Consider the following 16,761-nt stretch of genomic DNA (forward strand, 5'->3'; position numbering starts at 1 on the left):
CCCATGATGCATTGCATCAAATATGCCGCGCAAGCCGTCTTCAGCCTCCTTTGAAGCGAGCCACCAGCCGGTGCGTCTCGCCTGGATAATGCAGCCGCACCGCCGTCACCGTGCGCGCGCTGCGCCAGGTGTAGCGGTCGATCACGAGGCAGGGCGCGCCGACCGCGATGCCGAGCGCCTTCGCCGTGCGATCGTCCGCGACAACCGCACTGATCGTGTGTTCCGCCTCGGTCCACGGCACATGATGCAGCAGCCATGATCCCGGCGGCTCGCGCGCAAAGTCCGCCGTCGCGGCTTCCGGAACCGTGGAGAGATCGATCAGCCTGTCCTCGACAGCAAACGGCACATTGTCGGCGCTGTGCCGGCAGGCGATCGCGATCACCTTGCCGGCCGTGCTCACCCCGAGCCGGGCACGATCGGCCGCGGTCGCGGTGCGCCGTCGGCAATCGATCAGCTGATAGCCGTAGCTGCGGCCGAGCGCGGTGATCTCGGCACGCATGTCGGCAATCTTGAGCACCGCCGACAGGTGCTGCGGGCGGCGTACGAATGAGCCGGCACGCCGCCGCCGCTCGATCAGGTCAGCCTGCGCCAGTTCGGACAACGCCTTGTTCACCGTCATGCGCGAGCAGCGATAGCGCGCCATTAACTGGTGTTCGAACGGGATACGGTGACCCGGGGGCCATTCGCCGGTCAGGATCCGCGTCTCGATATCGAGCCTGATCCGCTTGTAGAGCGTCGGCTTGTTGGCCGCGGCAGGGCGGGCCCGATCGGAGGCGAGGCTCATGCGACGAGCCTCCGGACGCTGGCATTGAACCGCTCGCGCGCCTTGTCGCGCAGCCGGTGCCGTCCGCCTGCGACCACCTTGTCGCCGCCGGCCCAGACGCAGTCGATCGCATCGCTTCCTGCCGCAAACAGCCAGCCGTCGAGGATCGTATCGCCGGACCGTGCCGCCAGGGACGGGTGTGACGTGTCGAGGGTGACGATGTCGGCGCGGGCGCCGGGCGAGAGCCCCGCCTTGGTCTGCGCCAGGGCCTGCGCGCCGCCCGAAAGCGCGTGGTCGAACAGAGCACGGCCGGTGGATGCGCCGGGACGCCCAGAAAGCACGTTGCGCTCGCGGTGTTTCAGCCGCTGGCCGTATTCGAGTTGACGAAGCTCGTCGGCGACCCCGACCAATACGTTGGAATCCGTTCCGATGCCGAACCGGCCGCCGGCGGCAAGGAATTCGCGCGCCGAAAAGATGCCGTCGCCGAGGCTTGCTTCGGTCACCGGGCAGAGGCCGGCAACTGCGCCGCTGCCGGCGAGCGCTGCGACTTCCCGATCCGTCATGTGGGTTGCATGAATCAGGCACCAGCGCCGGTCGACGGGCGCATGTTCGAGCAGCCATTCGACCGGCCGTTGCCCCGACCAGGCCATGCAATCCTCCACCTCACGCACCTGTTCGGCGGCGTGGATGTGGATCGGATCCGTCCCGGCGAGCGGAATGATCGCCGCGAGCTCATCGGGCGCCACGGCGCGCAGGCTGTGTGGGGCAATGCCGATGTTCGCGCCGGGAAGCTTTCGGATTGCCTCGCGCGAGGCGGCCATCAGCGCAGCGAACTGATCGACCGAGCAGCTGAAGCGACGCTGCCCGGCATGCGGTGCTGCGCCGCCGAAAGTGCCGTGGGCATAAAAGCTCGGCAGCAGCGTGAGCCCGATGCTGGACGCCTCGGCTGCTTCCGCAATACGCGCCGCCATCTCAGCGGGGTTGGCGTAGGGCGAGCCGTCGCGGTCATGGTGGAGATAGTGAAACTCGCCGACGCGGGTGAAGCCGCGCTCGAGCATCTCGACATAGAGCAGGGTCGCAACGGCCGCGACGTCGTCCGGCGTCATCGTCAGCGCAAAGCGATACATCGTCTCGCGCCAGGTCCAGAACGTATCGGTGGTGTCGCCGCGCAGTTCGGCAAGGCCGGCCATGCCGCGCTGAAACGCGTGGCTGTGCAGGCTCGCCAGTCCCGGTACCGCCAATTGGTGACGCTCATCTCCGGCGGCGGGGGGCACGCCCGCCGTCACCGAGGTGATCGCACCGTCGGTGACCACAACTTGCACGTCATTGGCCCAGCCCGAAGGCAGCAGCGCGAATGCGAAATGCAGTCGTGTCATTTTTCCATGCCGGCTGGACAGAACTCCGACACGATTATATGTCTAGACATATAAGTCAAGCATCCCACCTCAAGGGGACGATCGCATGGCAGAGCGTTTCGATCGCATCTGGCACAACGCCCGGCTCGCCACGATGCGTGGCGATCGCGCCGATCTCGGCGAGATCGAGCAGGGCGTGATCGCGGCGCGCGGCGGCCGCATCGTCTATGCAGGCACGCAGTCCGACTTTCCGGTGAATGCAGACGCCGTCGAGCGGATCGACTGCGGCGGCCGCTGGATCACGCCGGGACTGGTCGATTGCCACACCCATCTCGTCTTTGGCGGCAATCGCGCGCACGAATTCGAGCTTCGTCTGAAAGGCGCGAGCTATGAGGAGATCGCGCGCGCTGGCGGCGGCATCGTCTCGACCGTTGCCGCAACGCGGAGCGCGACCGAGGCCGAGCTCGTCGCCGGCGCACTGCCGCGGCTGGACGCGCTGATCGGCGAAGGGGCGACCACCGTCGAGATCAAGTCCGGCTATGGCCTTAACGTCGAGACCGAGATGCGGCAGCTTGCGGCGGCACGCAGCCTCGGCCGCTTGCGGGAGGTTACGATCCGCACCTCTTTTTTGGGTGCTCACGCTTTGCCGCCCGAAGCCAATGGCGACAAGGACCGCTACATCGATCTGGTCTGCAACGAGATGCTGCCGGCCGTGGCCAAGGCCGGCCTTGCCGATGCCGTCGACGGCTTCATGGAGGGCATCGCATTTTCCGGAGAGCAGACGGCTCGGGTGTTCGCGGCGGCACGTGCGCTCGGGCTGCCTGTCAAGCTTCATGCGGATCAGTTGTCGAATCTCGGCGGCGCGGCGCTCGCGGCACAATTCTCCGCGCTGTCAGCCGATCATCTGGAGCACACCGATGAAGCCGGTGCGGTTGCGATGGCAAAGGCCGGCACGGTTGCGGTGCTGCTGCCCGGTGCGTTCTATTTCATTCGCGAAACGCAGAAGCCACCGGTCGAGCTGTTCCGCAGCCACGGCGTCAACATGGCGCTGGCGACCGACTGCAATCCCGGCAGTTCGCCGCTGACCTCGCTGCTGCTTGCGATGAATATGGGCGCGACGTTGTTCCGCATGACCGTTGCCGAATGTCTTGCCGGGGTGACGCGGGAAGGCGCGCGCGCGCTCGGCGTGCTCGCCGAGACCGGCACGCTGGAGGCCGGCAAATGCTGCGATCTGGCGATCTGGGACATCGAGCGTCCCGCCGAGCTGGTCTACCGCATCGGCTTCAATCCGCTGCACAGCCGGGTGTGGAGGGGCCAATGAGCGATCCGGATGTTCCGATTGTCGTGAAGCCCGGAACGGTCGGCCTCGACGTGCTGGCACGCGTGCTCGCCGGCGCACCCATCGTGCTCGATCCATCGTTCTGGCCGCTCGTCGAGGCGGCCGCGGAGATCGTGGCGAAGGCCGCGCGTATCGCCGTTCCCGTGTACGGCATCAATACCGGCTTCGGGAAGCTGGCCTCGACGCGTATCGCGCCTGACCAGACCGTGCTGCTTCAGCGCAACCTCATCCTGTCGCATTGCTGCGGAGTGGGCCCGGTCACGCCTGAGCCGATCGTGCGCCTGATGATGGCGTTGAAAGTGATATCGCTCGGCCGTGGCGCGTCCGGCGTACGTCGCGACGTCATCGAGCAGTTGCAGGGCATGCTGGCGCGCGGCGTCTCACCGCTCGTGCCGCAGCAGGGCTCGGTCGGCGCCTCCGGCGATTTGGCGCCGCTCGCCCATATGACCGCAGTCATGATCGGGGAGGGGCAGGCATTCCTCGATGGCAAGATCGTGCCGGGTCATGAGGCGCTTGCCGCTGCCGGTCTCGCGCCGCTGACGCTCGGTCCCAAGGAGGGACTCGCGCTGATCAACGGCACGCAATTCTCGACTGCCTATGCGATTTCCGGCCTGTTACGCGCGCATCGTCTCGCCTGTGCCGCACTGGTGACCGGCGCGCTGTCGGTCGATGCGGCGATGGCCTCCACGGTGCCGTTTCGTCCGGAGATCCAGTCCTTGCGGGGCCATGATGGGCAGATCGCTGCGGCTGCGGCCCTGACCGCCTTGCTCGACGGCAGCGACATCAGACAATCGCATCTCGAAGGCGATGAGCGCGTGCAGGACCCGTATTGCCTGCGTTGCCAGCCGCAGGTCGCGGGCGCCGTGCTCGACCTGCTGGCGCACGCCGCGCGCGGACTGACGATTGAGGCCAATGCGGTGACGGATAACCCGCTGGTCCTGGTCGAGACCGGCGAGATCGTCTCGGGCGGCAATTTTCATGCTGAGCCGGTGGCGTTCGCTGCCGACCAGATCGCGCTGGCGCTTTCGGAGATCGGCGCGACCAGCGAGCGCCGGATCGCGACCCTCGTCGATCCCGCGCTGAACTTCGGCTTGCCGCCGTTCCTGACACCCGAGCCCGGCATCAACTCCGGGTTCATGATCGCCGAGGTGACGGCGGCGGCGCTCTATGCCGAGAACAAGCAGCGCGCGATGCCGTGCTCGATCGATTCCACGCCGACCAGCGCCAACCAGGAGGATCACGTCTCGATGGCCGCGCACGCCGCGCGCCGGCTGTCCGACATGGCCGACAATCTCGCGGCCATCCTTGGCATCGAGCTTTTGGTCGCCGCGCAGGGCATCACGCTGCGCGCCCCGCATTCGACCAGCGCGCCGCTCGCTGCGGTGATTGCCGCATTGCGCGAGCACGTTCCGGCGCTCGCCGCGGACCGCTACATGGCCGACGATCTCGCGCGCGCCGCGTCGCTGGTCGAAGCTGACGCGTTGCCCGCCGCTGCGATCGCAGTCCTTTCGTCCGATCCGTTTCCAAAACTTGCTTAGCCGACAGGGACATCCGTCATGAACCGCCGACTGGATAACGAACGTATCATCCGCGCGCCCCGCGGCACCGAGATCAGCGCGAAGAGCTGGCTGACCGAAGCGCCGCTGCGCATGCTGATGAACAATCTGGATCCGGATGTCGCCGAGCGTCCGAGCGAGCTTGTGGTCTATGGCGGCATCGGGCGTGCGGCGCGCGACTGGGAGAGCTTTGACCGGATCGCCGCCTCTCTGCGCAAGCTCGAAGGCGACCAGACGCTGCTGGTGCAATCCGGCAAGCCAGTCGGCATTTTCCGCACCCATGCGGATGCGCCACGCGTCCTGATCGCGAATTCGAATCTGGTGCCGCATTGGGCGACGCTCGATCATTTCAACGAGCTCGATCGCCAGGGCCTGATGATGTTCGGCCAGATGACGGCAGGCTCCTGGATCTATATCGGCAGCCAGGGGATCGTGCAGGGGACCTATGAGACGTTTGTCGAGGTCGGCCGCCGGCATTATGGCGGCAGTCTCGCCGGCAAATGGATCCTCACGGCGGGCCTTGGCGGCATGGGGGGCGCCCAGCCGCTGGCCGCGACCATGGCCGGCGCCTCGATGCTCGCCGTCGAATGTCAACCGAGCCGCATCGAGATGCGGCTGCGCACGGGTTATCTCGATCGGCAGGCGACGACGCTCGATGAAGCATTGGCGATCATTGCCGACGCGGCCAAGACGCGGAAGCCGGTGTCGGTCGGCCTGCTCGGCAATGCGGCCGAGATATTTCCCGAACTGGTGCGACGCGGCGTGCGGCCGGACATCGTCACCGATCAGACCAGTGCGCATGATCCGATCAACGGTTATCTGCCCAAGGGATGGACCCTCGTCGACTGGGAGACGCGGCGCGCCGCCGATCCGAAGGCGGTCGAGACGGCGGCCAAGACCTCGATGGTCGATCACGTGCAGGCCATGCTGGATTTCCACGCGCAGGGAATTCCGACGCTCGACTATGGCAACAACATCCGCCAGATGGCCAAGGACATGGGCCTGAAGCAGGCGTTCGATTTCCCGGGTTTCGTTCCGGCCTATATTCGTCCGCTCTTCTGTCGCGGCGTGGGGCCATTCCGATGGGCGGCGCTGTCGGGCGATTCCGAGGACATCTACAAGACCGACGCCAAGGTCAAGGAGCTGATGCCGAACGACAGCCACCTGCACAACTGGCTCGACATGGCGAAGGCACGCATCAAGTTTCAAGGGCTGCCGGCGCGCATCTGCTGGGTCGGGCTCGGCGACCGCCATCGGCTTGGCCTTGCCTTCAACGAGATGGTGGCGCGTGGCGAGCTCAAGGCGCCGATCGTGATCGGCCGCGATCACCTCGACAGCGGGTCGGTAGCAAGCCCGAACCGCGAGACCGAGGCGATGCGCGACGGCTCCGATGCGGTGTCCGATTGGCCGTTGCTCAATGCGCTGCTCAACTGTGCGAGCGGCGCCACCTGGGTGTCGCTGCACCATGGCGGCGGCGTCGGCATCGGCTATTCGCAGCATGCCGGCATGGTGATCGTGGCGGACGGCACGCCGGAGGCGGCGCGCCGGCTCGAACGCGTGCTGTGGAACGACCCGGCCACCGGCGTCATGCGCCACGCCGACGCCGGCTATGAAACCGCGATCGAATGCGCCCGCGCCAACGGGCTCGATCTGCCGAGCCTGCGCGCCTGAGATAACGTTGGCGAGAAGCCGCTGATGGTGGTTCTCGCCAACCCGCCTCAATCGGCCGACAGCGGCTCGCCGGTCAGCGACCAGCTCTCGCCGTCGAACGTCGCGATCCGCAACGTCCTGAACGGCGTGTAGTCGCCGGGCCGGGTGCTGATCGAGACGCCCGGAAGCATCATCGGCAGCCGCTCGCCGTTCAGCGACGTCGCCTGCTTGATCAGGTTCTCGCGGGTGAGATCGTCGCCGCATTTGCGCAACGCCAGCTCCACGGCGTGCACGTTCATATAGGCAACCAGCACCGAATAGTCGTCCGGGTTGGCCGAAGCTGCGTACGTCTTCAGGAAATCCTTGTAGGCCTTGACCTCGTCGTCTTTGGCCCAGGCCGGGTCGCCGGGCTGCTTGAGGAACTGGGTGGTGACCAGCCCCTTCGATGCTTCGAGGCCCGCGGGCTTCAGGATGGTTTCAACCGATGCCGTCGAGCCGCCGATCACGTGCAGCGGTTTCCAGCCGAGCTCGTAGACCTTGCGGATCGATTGCGCGGCGGCCTTCGATGACGACTGCTCGATCAGCGTGTCGACGCCGGCGGCCTTCAGCTGGACGATCTGCGAGTCGATCGTCGGGTCGGCAAGTTCGTAGGAGGCCTGGGCGACGATCAGCTCGGCCTTCGGACCGAGACCGGCGCGGAGGCCCTTGAGATAATCCTTGCCGTAGTCGTCATTCTGGTAGAGCACGCCGATCTTGGCGTCGGGTTTTGCGCGCAGGATGTACTTGGCGATCACGCGGCCTTCGGTTTCGAAGTCCGGATAGAGCGGGATCGTCCACGGGAAAGTTTTGGGATCGTTGAAGCGGCGTCCGCCTGCGGTGATGAAGAGCTGCGGCACCTGCTTGGCGTTGAGGTATTTCTGGATCGCGACGTTGGGCGCGGTGCCGATCGTGCCGACCTCGGCCAATATGCCGACGTCCTCGATCAGCTTGCGGGATTGCTCGACCGCCTTCGGCGCGCTGTAGGCGTTGTCGAGCTGGGTGAAGTTGATCTTGCGTCCGTTGATGCCGCCCTTCGTATTCAGCATCTCGAAATAGCCGACCACGGCGCGCCCGGCGCCGGCGCCGAACGCGGAGGCGGGACCGCTCAGCGGCGTCGACTGGCCGAGCTTGATCTCGGTATCGCTGGCGCCTGGTCCATAGGCCTTCTGCGCGTAGGCAGGCGCCGCCAGCAGGGCTGACAGCGCGACGGCCGCCAAAGCCCGGTCGATGATGTGGTTCAAGGTCGTTTCTCCCTGTAATTCGTTTCTTGTTGCAATCGATCTGCGCTAGAGCAGCAGCTCGCGGGCGATCACCACGCGCTGGATCTGGTTGGTGCCTTCGAAAATCTGCGTCAGCTTGGCGTCGCGCATCATGCGTTCGACCGGGTAGTCCATGGTGTAGCCGTAGCCGCCGAAGATCTGGACCGCGTCGGTCGTCACTTTCATGGCCATGTCGCTGCCGACGCATTTGGCCATGCTGGCAAGCGCGTTGAGCCGCTTCCAGTCGCCGGCATCGCCGGCGCGGGCGCATTCGTAGACCAGCGCGCGGGCCGCCTCGATTTGCATCGCCATGTCGGCGAGCATGAACTGCACGCCCTGGAATTCGGCGATCGGCTTTTTGAACTGCTTGCGCTCCTTGGCGTAGGCGATGCATGCATCGAGCGCACCTTGGGCGAGGCCGACCGACTGGGCGCCGATGGTCGGGCGGTTGAGGTCGAGCGCGCGCATCGACGCGCGAAAACCCTTGCCTTCCTCGCCGACAAGGTTGTCGGCCGGCACCCGGACATTGTCGAAGAAGATCGGGGTGTTGGGGGCGCCGCGAAAGCCCATCTTGCGCTCGTGGCGGCCGAACGTAATGCCCGGCATTTTCTTCGGCTCGACGATGAAGGCGCTGATGCCATCGGCGCCGGCTCCGTCACTGGTCCGCGCCATCACCACGATGTAGTCGGCGACGACGCCGTAGCTGCACCATTGCTTGCGGCCGTTGAGGACATAGCTGTCGCCGTCCCTCCGGGCGCGGGTGTTGAGCGCGGCGACGTCGGAGCCGGCCTGTGGCTCCGAGATCGCGATCGCCGTGACCACACCACCCTCGGCGATGATCGGCAAATATTTCTTGCGCTGCTCTTCCGAGCCGAAATGCAGCAGCGGCATGATGAACATGGTGTTGAGGGCCGCGATCGATGCGCAGGCGGGCGAGACCTTCGATATCTCCTCGCGCGCAATGCAGGCCATGGTGAGGTTGCCGTTCGGGCCGCCATAGCGCTCCGGCACCCAGAGCTGCATCAGCCCCATCTCGCCGAACAGTTTGACCAGCTCGAGCGGGAAACGGTCGGTCTCGTCGATTTCGGCGGCGATCGGCGCCACATGCCTGGCGACCATCCTGCGCACGTTGTCGCGGAAGGCGACCTGCTCCTCGGAAAAACTCATACGGGCTCCCGTCTGTTTTCTTTGCCGGAAGCCAAAAAAGGGGCTTCCATTGAATGGGTGATCCATTTAATAATTCACCGCATGAGCACCAAGTCAAGCCCTCGCGCGCCGCAGCGCCCCCGCACCGCCTCGCCGAACCGCAGGGAGCGGGCCACCGATCTTCGTGCGGCCGGCTCCGCGGCCGTGCCGACATTCAAGCCGATCCACACCAGGCGGACGTTCGAGGAGATCTGCGAGCGGATTCGCGAGCAGCTCGCGCTCGGCGTGCTGAAGCCCGGCGACAAGCTGCCGGCCGAGCGCGAGCTCGCCCAGCAGCTCGGCGTCAGCCGGAATGTGCTGCGGGAAGCGCTACGCAGCCTGGAGATGGCCGGCGTGCTGCGGCTGCAGAAGGGCGTCAAGGGCGGCGCCTTCATCCAGCAGGGCGACACCCGGCGCATGAACGAGGTCATGCGCGACATGCTGAGCCTCGGGACGATATCCGTGCGGGAATTGTCGGAAGCGCGGGTCCACGTGCTCGACCTTGTTGTGCAACTCGCGTGCGCAAATGCACGAAGGGGCGACCTCGATGCGCTGGAAGCCAATATCGAGCGAACGGAGCTTGCGACGAAGGAAGGTCGGCTGCTCGATCGGGTCGAATGCTCTCGCGAGTTCTACAAGCTGCTGGCTGCGTCGACTGGCAACAAGGTGATCGCGATGATCGTCGACTCGGTCACCGAGATCCACATGCGCTTCGTCTACGCCAAGGTCGCCTCGAGCGGGGTTGCGATGGCGCGGCTCGCCGAAAAGCGGCGGCAATTCCTGGCGGCGCTGAGCGAACGAAACGTGGCGCTGGCGAGCCGGCTGCTGCGTTCGCACCTGGAATCGGTGCAGCGCATGCTGGAGCAGGATCCGGGGGCCATGTCGCTTCACGTCGCATTAGCCGACGTGCAGCCCGGACTGCGCCGGTAGCGCGCCGCGCCGGCGAATAAATCAACACTCAAACAGCAATAACAACGGAGGCAAACGTGTCCAACTACGCCAAGTATGAATGCCTGACGGTCGAGGTCGCGGACAAGGTCGCGACCGTGACCTTGAACCGCCCGCAGGCGCGCAATGCCATCAACCAGAAGCTGATCCGCGAGTTGCGGACGATCTGGGACGACCTCGCCGACGATCACGCCGTCAATGCCGTGGTGCTGACCGGCGCCGGCGACTTCTTCAGCGTCGGTGGTGACGTGAAGGCGATGTCCGAACGGCCGGGCGGCGACGTGCTCGAGGAGGGCGAAGTCCACGATCCCATGATCAGCCGACGCGGCGTCACCCGCCAGCTCGAGCTCGACAAGCCGATCATTGCGGCGATCAACGGCGACGCCATCGGCTTGGCGGCGACCCATGCGCTGCTCTGCGACATCACCGTGATGGCCGAAGATGCCCGGATCGGCGACACCCACGTCTCGCGCGTCGGCCTGGTCGCGGGCGATGGCGGCACGGTGATCTGGCCCTTGCTGATCGGCATCAACAAGGCCAAGGAATTCCTGATCCGCGGCACGCTCCTGAAGGGCAAGGAGGCGGAACGGATCGGGCTGGTCAACCACGTCGCGCCGCGCGCGGAGGTGTTGGCCAAGGCCCGCGAGATTGCGGTCGAGCTCGCGAACGGTCCGACCTGGGCCATTCGCTGGACCAAGCTGTCGATCAACCAGATCGTCAAGGAGCGCGTGAACATGTTGCTGGAGGCCTCGATGGCGCTGGAGCAGGTGACGTTCGAGACCGCCGACCACAAGGAGGCGACCATGTCGTTCAAGGAGAAGCGCAAGCCCAGGTTCGGCCAGGCATAGGCTTGAGCCATGGCGACGACTGACGCGTCGAACGAGAATGTCACGGGAATGTTGCGCGACTCCTTGCGCGGCTTCCTGGATGAGCATTGGCGCTCGCTTGGTGCAACGGCGTCGTCCTCGTCGGAGGAGATATCGGCGATCTGGCGCAAGCTGGTCGGGCAGGGCGTCGCCGCGCTCGGTGCAGAAGGTGGCGAAGGCGGGCTCGCCGAGATTCTCGTCGTCATGGCGGAGCTCGGCCGCGCCGGGTGTCCGGCGCCGATGTGGTCTGCAGCGCTCGCCAATCTTGCGATCTCCGGATCGCAGGCCGATGTCGTGGTGGATCTGCTGGAGCGGCTGCACTCCGGGAAGGCGATCGTCGCCTTCTCGTTCGGTGCGCTGGACCCCGACCCTGGTACGGGCGCGATCGAGGTCACCGACCTCAAGGCAACGGGTGCGCTCCGCTTCGTCGAGGCGGCGGGAGGTGCCACGCATCTTCTGGTCGCGCTCGATCAAGCCCATCTTGCGCTGATCGATCTTGGCGGTCCCGGTGTCGAATGCGTCGCGACCCGCGCGATGGGAGCGTGGGGGCTCTACGAGGTCAGGCTGAACGGCGCGCCGCTCACGCGCATTTTGGTTGGAACGGTCGATCTGGACGATCTCCGCATCAAGGGCAGAGCGGCGTTGACCGCGCGCGCTTACGGCGCGGCGCGGCGGGCATTTGAGCTGGCCGTGGACTACGCCAAGGAACGGCAACAGTTCGGACAGCCGATCGGCAAGTTCCAGGCGATCCAGCACAAACTGGCGAATTGCCTGATCGCGCTCGAAGGCGTCAGGCTAATCCTCGAGCATGCCGCCAGACTGCATGATGGCAGCGACGACGACTGGCGCTACTTCGCCGATTGCGCGTCGGCGTTCTCCGGCAATGCGCTGCGGCAGGTCTCGCTGGAGACCCAGCATACATTCGGTGCGATCGGCTATGCCGAGGAGCACGAGGCGCCGATCCATTTCAAGCGCGTGCACCTCGATACGATCGCGCTCGGCGGCGCCTCGGACGCAAAACACAGATTGGCCACGCGACTGTTGGATGGGGGCGGCGCCGGGCTGCCGCAATACGACCTCGGGTCCGCCGGAAATGCGTTTCGCGAGCAGGTTCGGTTCTGGCTCGAACAAAACTGGACCGGAGACACAAAGCAAGCCTTCGACCGGAGGCCGTTCGCCAAGCGTGAGTTCGATACCGACTTCGCCCGCGAGATCGGCGGGACCGGATGGATCGGCCTTGGATGGCCGGAGCAGTTCGGCGGCCAGGCACGCTCTCCGCTGGAGCAGATCGCCTTCATGGAGACGATGGAGCGGGGCGAGGCGCCACGGATCGGCGCGGCGATCCAGGCCAATGCGCTGATGATGTTCGGCACATCAGAGCAGCAGCAAAAATACCTTCCGGAAATCCTGCGCGGCGAAGCCATGCACGGCATGGGTTACAGCGAGCCGCAGGCGGGCTCGGACCTCGCGGCGCTGCGCACCAGTGCGATCAGGGACGGCGATCACTGGGTGATCAACGGCCAGAAGATCTGGACGACCACCTGGTGGGGCAAATACATGTTCCTCGCCGCGCGAACCGACAAGGACGCGAGGCCGCCGCATGCCGGCATCAGCATGTTCATCGTGCCGATGGATGCGCCGGGCATCACCATCCGTCCATCCGTCACCATGTATGACGGCACGTTTGCCAACATCTTCTACGACAATGTCCGCATTCCCGCCGAGAACCTGATCGGCGAAGTCAATGGCGGCTGGAAGGTGCTGACCGGCGCGCTGGCCTTCGAGCGCGGGCTGGTCGGTGGCGGGATCGTCCTGAAGGTCGCGCACGCCTTCGAGCAGCTGCGTTCGCATGTGATGGCGGAGCAAGGTGAGCAGTCCCTGGCCGATGATCCGATCGTCCGCGACAGGATGGCGACCCTGGCGTCCGAGATCGAGATCGGCCGCCAATTGATGATGCATTGTGCCGAGCTTGCCGCCGATGGCGTGACGCCGCCGGAATATGGTGCGATCAGCAAGGTGTTCTCTGGAGAGCTGATGGAGCGTTTCGGTGAGGCTGCGCTCGACATTCTCGGGATGCGCGCCGCGCTGTCCGAACAGATGCCGGGCGCGATCGATAACGGCCGCTTCGAGCAGAATCTGCGGCACTCGCTGATGTGGGTCATCAGCATCGGGACCAACGAGATTCAGCGCAGCCTGATCGCGCAACGCGCGCTCGGGCTGCCGAGATAGGAGAGATCGGATGCAGAAGGATGGCGACAGGACGCCGCTCGCCGGTGTGCGCGTGCTGGATTTTTCCATCATGGTGGCGGGGCCGTATTGCGCGCGGCTGCTCGCCGACGTCGGGGCCGAGGTCATCAAGATCGAGCCGCCGGAAGGCGACGACATGCGGCTGCGGACGCCGCTGCGCGAAGGCCACAGCACCTATTTCGGCCAGCTCAATGCCGGCAAGCGCAGCCTGGCGCTGGACCTGAAGAACGCCGATGCCATCAAGCTCGTGCATCGCATGGTCGCGGAGGCGGACATCCTCGTCGAGAATTTCCGCCCGGGAGTGATGGATCGGCTCGGCCTCGGCTATGACGCGCTTCGCGAGATCAACCCGCGCCTGATCTATTGTTCAATCTCGGGCTATGGGCAGACAGGCCCAGCTGCCGAGCGCGCAGCCTACGCCATGATCGTGCACGCCGAAAGCGGGTTCGATACCTCGCTGATGCGCTATGCCGGCGACCGGGAGCGTCCGGCCGCCGGAGCGATCTTTGTCGCCGACATCCTCGGCGGCATCTTCGGATACTCGGCGATCCAGACCGCGATGGTCCAGCGCGAACGCACCGGGAAGGGGCAGCGCGTCGATGTGGCCTTGATGGACTGCATGCTCAACCTGCTGGTCTATGAACTCCAGGAAGCCCAGTTCCCGATCCGCTCGCCGCGTCCAACCTATGGGCCGGTCCGCACGCGCGATGGCGATATCCTGATCGCTCCGGTCACGCCGCGCAATTTTGCGGCGCTGTGCGAGGTCACGGGGCAGGACGAGCTGGCGAACGATCCGCGCTTTGCGACCATTCCGGCGCGCGGCGCCAACTGGACCGCCATGATGCAGGTGATCGAGCAATGGACCGAGCGTCACACCGTCGCTGAATGCATCGCGGCGCTTGATCGCGCCGGCGTGCCCTGCGCCGAGTACCGGACGCCGGGCGCGGCGCTGACCGATGCCCATTTGCGTCAACGTGGTGTGTTTGGCACGGTCTCGGATGGCGCCGGCGAATTCGTCGGCGTCAATGCGCCATGGCAGATGTCCGGGGCCGATACATCGATCGGAAGTCAAGTGCCCGGGATCGGCGCGCAGCGGGACGATGTGCTCTCGCGGATCCTCGGATTGTCACCGGAGGCGATCGCGGCGCTCGCCGCTGCCGGCACGTTTGGCAGGACGCCGGCCTAGGCAGCGATCTCAGGTATCGGACGGAGCGTCCGGCGGCGGAGCCTTCGCGATCGCGAGCAGGCATTTCAGGAAATGCGCGCGGTCCTCCTTGCGCAAGGGAGCCAGCATGATGCTTTGCAACTCGGCGGCGGCCGGAATGACGGCCAGAAGCGCTTCCTCGCCCTTGGCGGTGATCTGCACCTGGAGCGAGCGGCGGTCGTCCGGATTGTTCTTCTTCGAGACCAGCCGCCGCGCGACCATCCGCTTCAGCATTTCGCTGAGCGTGTTGCGGTCGCAGCTGATCCGGTCTGCCAACACCGAGGGGGTGAGAGGACCCAATTGGTACAGTGCCATCAGCACGCCGAATTGCCGCGGCGTGATGTCGCTCTGGCGGGTCATGCTCTGATAGAGCCCGTCGTAGCGGGCTTCCAGCAGCCGCAGCAGAAATCCGACGCCGCCTTCGAGTTGCCAGTCGTGCGCAATATCCGTGGCCGAACTCGTTTTCATACCCTTGTCGGCTGCCATGCCGTCGTTGGACTCCGATTTTTCGAATTCGCGCTAGCCGTTAGCAGCTTGGCCTGACGTCCTCAACCCTGCGGTGAACCGCACCCCGGTCCGTTCCCAGAACATGCAGCTACTTTCGGCTCTTGTCAGCTATCTGGCAATGTAGTACGTATACGTATCAAATGCGATGCCGAGACATCGTTCAGGGAGGTTGAAATTGGACCTGCGTGAGCTGCTGTCGATTCCCTATTTGCTTGAGGCCGAGGCCGTCGAAACCGAGCCGGGGCAGTGGCGGGTTCGGCTGGCCTATCCGGAGCTGCCGGGATGCACGGCGGAGGCCGCCGTCGTCGAGGACGCATTGCGGGAGCTGGAGCGGCGCCGCATCGAATTGATCGTCGGCCTGGTCGAGAAGGGCAAGCAGCCCCCCATGCCACGCAAGCCGCTCACCGCATCCGATCCGCTTTGGACCGCTCAGGATCTCGGACTGTCCGACCGCGTCGCCGTGCTTCTCGGCGGCGTAGCGGCCCCGACTACACGCAATTGAAGGAGGCAAACCCATGCTCTCGCGCGAAGACAATGAACGCCTGGTGAGGGTCGGCAAGGGCACGCCGCTCGGCGACCTGTTTCGGCTCTATTGGATTCCCTTCCTGCCGTCGGCCGACCTCGCCAAGGACGGACAGCCGAAGCGCATCCGGCTGCTCGGCGAGGATCTGGTCGCCTTCCGCGACACCGAGGGGCGGGTAGGGCTGGTCGATCAAGCCTGTCCGCATCGCGGCGCGCCGCTGATCTTCGCACGAAACGAGGATTGCGGGCTGCGCTGCGTTTATCACGGCTGGAAATTCGACGTCACCGGAGCGGTGACGGATATGCCCGCGGAGCCGGTGCGCAGCCGCCTCAAGGAGCGGGTGCGGATCAAGGCCTATCCCTGCAAGGAGCGCAACGGGATGATCTGGACCTACATGGGCCCGGACCAGGCCGAGCTTCTGCCGCTGCCCAACCTCGAATGGAATCTGGTGCCGGCCGAGCAGGTGCACATCTCGGTCCGCGTCCAGGAGTGTAACTGGCTGCAAGCGGTCGAAGGCGAGATCGACTCGGCGCACGCGCCGCTGCTGCACGGCCGGCTCGACGCGCAGGGCACGACCAGCGCCTGGATCCAGAAGCGCGACCTGCGGCCGACCTTCGAATGCATCAAGCAAGACTTCGGCATGAGCATCGCTGCGCGGCGCAACTACGATGCCAATACGCTGTACTGGCGCGTCAACCAGTTCATGCTGCCGTTCTATACGCTGGTGCCCCCGCTGTCGCCGTTCCCGGATCTGAGCGGGCACGCCTGGGTGCCGATCGATGACGAGAACACGCTCTGCATCATGTTCTCCTATCATCCGTCGGAACCGCTGCTGGAGAAGACGCGGCAGGTGTTCGCCGAAGGCCACAAGGGCCGCGAGAGTGGCCATGCCAGCCGCCACGCGCTGGTCCAGCACCCGGTGACGGTCCCGTATGCCGGCTACTGGACCAAATACAATCCGCAGAACGGATTTCAGTTCGACTACGAGGCGCAGCGCACCACCTGGTTCTCGGGCCTGCCGGGGCTTTGGGTGCAGGACGGCGCCTGCCAGAGCGGCGTTTCGCCGATCTTCGATCGCACCAAGGAGACGCTCTGCTCGAGCGACACGGGAATTGCGATGACGCGGCGCTTCATTCTGGAAGCGCTCGGCGCCTATCGCGATCACGCGATCAAGCCTAAGGGTGTCCTGGACCCCGATGTGTTCATGGTGCGCGCGGTGTCGCTGCGGCTGCCGCCGGAGGATTCCTGGGTCGACGTCGGCGCGCCGTTCATGCGGGCGAAGCTCGGCGCCGATTTCGGGTACGAGCTGTGAGCGCGTCC

Annotated in this window: 14 protein-coding genes; 9 read left to right on the forward strand and 5 right to left on the reverse strand. The window is 65.6% G+C overall.

The window, feature by feature from the left end:
• Positions 1-40: 40 nt before the first annotated feature.
• Positions 41-784 (reverse strand): histidine utilization repressor, encoded by a 744-nt coding sequence (hutC, locus tag Q0030_RS14480; RefSeq protein WP_298367933.1) that lies wholly within the window; start codon positions 782-784, stop codon positions 41-43.
• Positions 781-2,139, reverse strand: coding sequence for a formimidoylglutamate deiminase (locus tag Q0030_RS14485; protein ID WP_298367935.1), 1,359 nt, complete (start codon positions 2,137-2,139; stop codon positions 781-783). The genes hutC and Q0030_RS14485 overlap by 4 nt, the downstream gene beginning before the upstream one ends.
• 85 nt (positions 2,140-2,224) lie before the next feature.
• Here Q0030_RS14485 and hutI point away from each other — a divergent pair, with 85 nt between their 5' ends.
• Genes hutI through hutU form a run of 3 tightly spaced genes read left to right on the forward strand, consistent with a single transcriptional unit; the run spans position 2,225 to position 6,684 of the window.
• Entirely contained in the window at positions 2,225-3,439 is a 1,215-nt protein-coding gene (hutI, locus tag Q0030_RS14490; RefSeq protein WP_298367938.1) for an imidazolonepropionase, read from the forward strand.
• Complete coding sequence (gene hutH, locus Q0030_RS14495) at positions 3,436-4,995, forward strand: histidine ammonia-lyase (RefSeq protein ID WP_298367941.1); 1,560 nt, start codon at positions 3,436-3,438, stop codon at positions 4,993-4,995. The genes hutI and hutH overlap by 4 nt, the downstream gene beginning before the upstream one ends.
• Before the next feature lie 18 nt (positions 4,996-5,013).
• On the forward strand, positions 5,014-6,684 hold the full coding sequence (gene hutU, locus Q0030_RS14500) for a urocanate hydratase (protein ID WP_298367943.1): 1,671 nt from the start codon (positions 5,014-5,016) through the stop codon (positions 6,682-6,684).
• 47 nt (positions 6,685-6,731) lie between these two features.
• Here hutU and Q0030_RS14505 read toward each other — a convergent pair whose 3' ends face one another.
• Both Q0030_RS14505 and Q0030_RS14510 read right to left on the reverse strand, forming a co-directional pair.
• On the reverse strand, positions 6,732-7,934 hold the full coding sequence (locus Q0030_RS14505; RefSeq protein ID WP_298368059.1) for an ABC transporter substrate-binding protein: 1,203 nt from the start codon (positions 7,932-7,934) through the stop codon (positions 6,732-6,734).
• 54 nt (positions 7,935-7,988) lie between these two features.
• Entirely contained in the window at positions 7,989-9,128 is a 1,140-nt protein-coding gene (locus Q0030_RS14510; protein WP_298367945.1) for an acyl-CoA dehydrogenase family protein, read from the reverse strand.
• On the opposite strand from Q0030_RS14510, the gene Q0030_RS14515 reads away from it, so the two are divergent.
• From Q0030_RS14515 to Q0030_RS14530, 4 genes are read left to right on the forward strand one after another with little or no spacing between them, the layout of a single operon-like run.
• Positions 9,066-10,076 (forward strand): GntR family transcriptional regulator, encoded by a 1,011-nt coding sequence (locus Q0030_RS14515; RefSeq protein WP_298367948.1) that lies wholly within the window; start codon positions 9,066-9,068, stop codon positions 10,074-10,076. The genes Q0030_RS14510 and Q0030_RS14515 overlap by 63 nt on opposite strands.
• Positions 10,077-10,132: 56 nt before the next feature.
• Positions 10,133-10,942 carry an enoyl-CoA hydratase-related protein gene (locus Q0030_RS14520; RefSeq protein WP_245452754.1) on the forward strand — a complete coding sequence of 270 codons (810 nt, stop codon included), beginning with the start codon at positions 10,133-10,135 and terminating at the stop codon, positions 10,940-10,942.
• A gap of 9 nt (positions 10,943-10,951) precedes the next feature.
• On the forward strand, positions 10,952-13,189 hold the full coding sequence (locus tag Q0030_RS14525; RefSeq protein WP_298367954.1) for an acyl-CoA dehydrogenase family protein: 2,238 nt from the start codon (positions 10,952-10,954) through the stop codon (positions 13,187-13,189).
• A 10-nt stretch (positions 13,190-13,199) separates the two neighbouring features.
• A complete protein-coding gene (locus tag Q0030_RS14530) occupies positions 13,200-14,393 on the forward strand; it encodes a CoA transferase (protein WP_298367956.1) in 1,194 nt (397 codons plus the stop codon).
• Between the two features lie 9 nt (positions 14,394-14,402).
• On the opposite strand, the gene Q0030_RS14535 is transcribed toward Q0030_RS14530, so the two are convergent.
• Entirely contained in the window at positions 14,403-14,879 is a 477-nt protein-coding gene (locus tag Q0030_RS14535; RefSeq protein WP_298367959.1) for a MarR family winged helix-turn-helix transcriptional regulator, read from the reverse strand.
• Between the two features lie 214 nt (positions 14,880-15,093).
• Here Q0030_RS14535 and Q0030_RS14540 point away from each other — a divergent pair, with 214 nt between their 5' ends.
• Positions 15,094-15,420, forward strand: a complete 327-nt coding sequence (locus Q0030_RS14540) for a hypothetical protein (RefSeq protein ID WP_298367962.1) — start codon at positions 15,094-15,096, stop codon at positions 15,418-15,420.
• A 13-nt stretch (positions 15,421-15,433) separates the two neighbouring features.
• Positions 15,434-16,753, forward strand: a complete 1,320-nt coding sequence (locus tag Q0030_RS14545) for a Rieske 2Fe-2S domain-containing protein (protein ID WP_298367965.1) — start codon at positions 15,434-15,436, stop codon at positions 16,751-16,753.
• Positions 16,754-16,761: the final 8 nt, after the last annotated feature.

Source organism: uncultured Bradyrhizobium sp. (assembly GCF_947648125.1).
Taxonomy (GTDB): domain Bacteria; phylum Pseudomonadota; class Alphaproteobacteria; order Rhizobiales; family Xanthobacteraceae; genus Bradyrhizobium.